Origin of the sequence: Marinobacter xestospongiae (genome assembly GCF_023156385.1) — a bacterium.
In the GTDB taxonomy this organism is placed as follows: domain Bacteria; phylum Pseudomonadota; class Gammaproteobacteria; order Pseudomonadales; family Oleiphilaceae; genus Marinobacter; species Marinobacter xestospongiae.
In genome coordinates, this window is record NZ_JAKZAK010000051.1 from 1 (window position 1) to 3390 (window position 3390).

3 protein-coding genes and 1 pseudogene are annotated in these 3390 nt (G+C 51.0%); all 4 read right to left on the bottom strand.

What is annotated here, in order from left to right:
- Window positions 1–205: 205 nt before the first annotated feature.
- The 4 genes and pseudogenes from MLD24_RS21355 to ssp4 all read right to left on the bottom strand — a co-directional run bounded on the left by MLD24_RS21355 (window position 206) and on the right by ssp4 (window position 2710).
- Window positions 206–598: a hypothetical protein gene (locus MLD24_RS21355; RefSeq protein ID WP_248169338.1), complete on the bottom strand. Its 393-nt coding sequence runs from the start codon at window positions 596–598 to the stop codon at window positions 206–208.
- 15 nt (window positions 599–613) lie between these two features.
- Window positions 614–805, bottom strand: a pseudogene (locus tag MLD24_RS21715) (transposase); the annotation flags it as partial.
- Window positions 806–1306: 501 nt separating this feature from the next.
- Entirely contained in the window at window positions 1307–1801 is a 495-nt protein-coding gene (locus MLD24_RS21365; RefSeq protein WP_248169334.1) for a hypothetical protein, read from the bottom strand.
- A gap of 3 nt (window positions 1802–1804) precedes the next feature.
- Window positions 1805–2710 (bottom strand): Ssp4 family T6SS effector, encoded by a 906-nt coding sequence (ssp4, locus tag MLD24_RS21370; RefSeq protein ID WP_248169336.1) that lies wholly within the window; start codon window positions 2708–2710, stop codon window positions 1805–1807.
- Window positions 2711–3390: the final 680 nt, after the last annotated feature.

Here is a 3390-nt window from a genome sequence, read left to right on the forward strand (position 1 = left end):
GCAAGTTGCAGGAAGTTGAGCGCAATAAACTGGCCGCCTAAATGCGGTCATTTGGACAACTGGGTTGAAAATCGCCGAGCCGCGGTAGCGAGGCGGTGGAACACACCCAGACGCTGCTGTCGTTGCTATCCGATCAATAGCAGTAGGGAAGCCGCGAAAAGGGTCCGAAAAGCGAAAAGGGAAAAGGGGTCAGATCGATTTTAAATTAGATCGATTTTAACTTGATCATTTCGGTCTGCCCTTTTGGTCGCCCACGGCTCACCTGCCCCACCTTACTCCCGAGCGTCGACTCCACCTGTTCTCTGAATCGGCTCCGTCCCAACAGCTGACTGGCCGACAAACAATCAGCGATCTCATTCCTCAGTTCGTCAGGTAGGCTGAATCGAAACAGATCACGATATGCCTGACGACGCTTGGTTTCTTCCCGATCCAACGCCAAAAACAACGGGTGGGCCGTCACCAGTTCATCGGACTCTCCTAATGCATTCGTGCGAAAGCTGCTCCAGGGATATTGCTCCGGCTGATCGACCATACAGGCCGTGACGGGATTCAACTCGATGTAGCGATAACAACTCAACAGGTAGTTTTCGGCATCCACCAAACTGCCTTTATGCCGCCCTTCCCACAACGTCCCCGACCGTCGGTATGTTCTATTTATGTACTGAACGTACTGGCGCCCCACATGCTGCATGAGCCGGGAGATACTGTCGGTATGCTTGGGCGTCAACAGCAGGTGAACATGGTTGGTCATCAGGCAATAGGCATGAAGCTCTGCGCCGTAACGCTTCAGACCTTCTCCCAACACCTGACGATAAAAGCGGAAATCCTCTTCCGCAAAAAAACAGGATCCCGGTTATGGCCACGCTGAACCACATGAGCAGGAACGCCCGGGAGATACATCCGTGTCTTCCGTGGCATGGTGCAATTCCGTTTGAGAGTTTTGAGCCAATCCGTTAGCTCGTCGGAAAGATTGTATCGGATGTTCGAGGCGGGGCCGAATTGATCAATTTAAAATCGATCTGACCCCTTTTTTGATGATCCTCAACAAGCACCGGCTGACGATTACGACCACGTTGAACAATGTGGATGTTGGAGACCGGGCACGATAACCCGAGCCTGACGGGGCATCGGCTTCTCCTTGCCGCTACAGAGTGAAAGCCCGGAATCCGTTCCGGGCCTGCTAGCCGCTAGTCTAGCTGATCGCTTTAGTCCTTCCGGGATGAGGGGCAGAATTAACCAAAAACTGTTCAGATAACCGATCTGTCCCGAATTTAATGGTTTTAATAAGGCCCGATACTAACGTGAACTAATATTTTCTATTCGCCCGGTGTGCAGACCATGCGGCCTTTGCATAGTCCCGATAGTTTGCAAACCCTTCAGATGTGTAAAGTTTTCTTGCTAACAGAGCACAGCTAAGGCCGAGTCCCCAAAGAGTAGCTTTCAGATAGGTGTCAAATACAACAGAGTATAAAACCGCTACTGAAAGTACCGAAGCCAGAACAAGATTCTGTGCGAGCAAAAACCTTTGGGCCCACGCATAGCCGAAAACAATAAGCATTGTAGGGATACTCAGGGTCAGAGTGAAAAAAACTAAGGCACTTACATCAAAATAGATGATTGCCTTGATTTCAAACCAAGCTTCGAGAAATCCTGAAAGAAAGCTCACAACCAGCGAAAATGTCGGAATCATGAGCATGACTGCCCCAAGCATATGCCACAGCCCGCGAGGGATAGGCTGATATTCAGGCATTTTTTGATGGCTGACTTTAGTTTTTTTCTTACTCCTCTTTCCCGGCGCCACTAATTACTCCTCTGACACGATTGCGACCGCCACCTGACGGATAACACCGCCTGTTGCGCTTCCGGTGACCGTTAACCCCACCCCAACAGACTCTTTGATCTGGCGAATTGTCGTAGCTCTGATAGCTTCATTAGAGTATCGCTTGGGGATCTCTCCAGTTCGCTGCCGAAACTTAAGCATCTTGTTTGAAATGCCGGGGTGCCGAACTCTAGCCACTTCCTCAGTTAGTCGCTTTCTTTGAACCCTATTGAGCCCCTCTAGCGCCGCTCGTGGCTTCACACCCTGGCTAAGAAGCAGTTTCACTCCTTTAAACGTCACCATTCCCGCAGCGGTTGCACCTCCAAGAGAGATCGCATCCAGAGCCAAAGTTGCTGTCTGGTACCACTCTTCGCTATCAAGCTGGTCGTTCTGTTCTGGACTATAAATCTCGTTATGGGCCCTGTACAGAGCGTTGCCACACTGAGCGGTGCCCGCCACAGCAGCTGCTCCCCCCAGCGTCGCCAGAAAGACAGAGCCACCGCCTGTGAATGGGATAGCAACACCAGCGGTGATTAGAACAACCCAACCAAGCACAGCAGACCCACAAGCTAGGACAGCGCCTGCACCTTCCAGAACCAATCTGTTTTCGCGAGGATTCGTCTTTACATCTGCAACATACTCTACTGAAGATATGGACAGAGGAGGCTCCCGGAGAATGATTGTGACCGGTTTCACAAAGCAGATAGGCTCGAACTCTCTCAGGGTGACAGTAGTCCCATTGCGATCAATAAACACAACCCCCGCACCGATGAGCGCAGGGTCCTCATCGATAGCTGCGAATAAGCGCCTTTGATCCAACATACGCTCAAGGCGAGCCTTTAGCTGGCGTTGCTCAAAGGGAAATTGGACAGATAAAAGCTGAGTTTGCATCACTACCATTCCTTAGTAGAAGTGTGGTTTTACAAGAGATTTTCCGTTTCTCTTTGGATTAAAGTGAGAGATCTCGATCTTACAATAAAGAGTGTATTTAGATAAAGCGTAATGGCTATGTTTAGCGAATCGCATGTTGAATGCCCATTCCCAGTCCACCCACTGCCTGGGCGGCGTGTCCGGCAATCCATGGTTCATGTTCCGATCTATCGCTGCTCTCCTCAAACCGCCCGCCGTGGTTGCGGACGTGTCAGCGAACCCATGGAAAACCGGGACAGACCTACTTTTCATTTGCCGCGCGCCTCAATAAACACCGGCTGACGATTATGACCACGCTGAACAATATGAAGTGGGAGACCGGACACATTGACCCGAGCCTGACGGGACATTGGCTTCTCCTTGCCGTTGCACAGAGAAAGCCCGGAATCCGTTCCGGGCCAGCTAGCCGCTAGTCTCGCTGATCGCTTTAGCCCTTTCGGGATGAAGGTCAGAATTGGCCAAAAGCAGGTCTGTCCCGGTTTTACTCCAAATAAGCTTTGTCGGATGCCGCTGCCTCGTATACAACTGTTGTAAACCCTCCTCGATAACAACGAACCAATAACAACCTGATGTCAGACAATAACCGCAGCACTTTGAGATAACGAGGTGGAGGAAGGAGGGTCGCTGCCGGTACCCTCATT

What these genes read in the sequence shown, in the direction of transcription:
- ssp4 (WP_248169336.1), bottom strand. Translation starts at nt 2,710, where the DNA reads ATGCAAACTCAGCTTTTATCTGTCCAATTTCCCTTTGAGCAACGCCAG.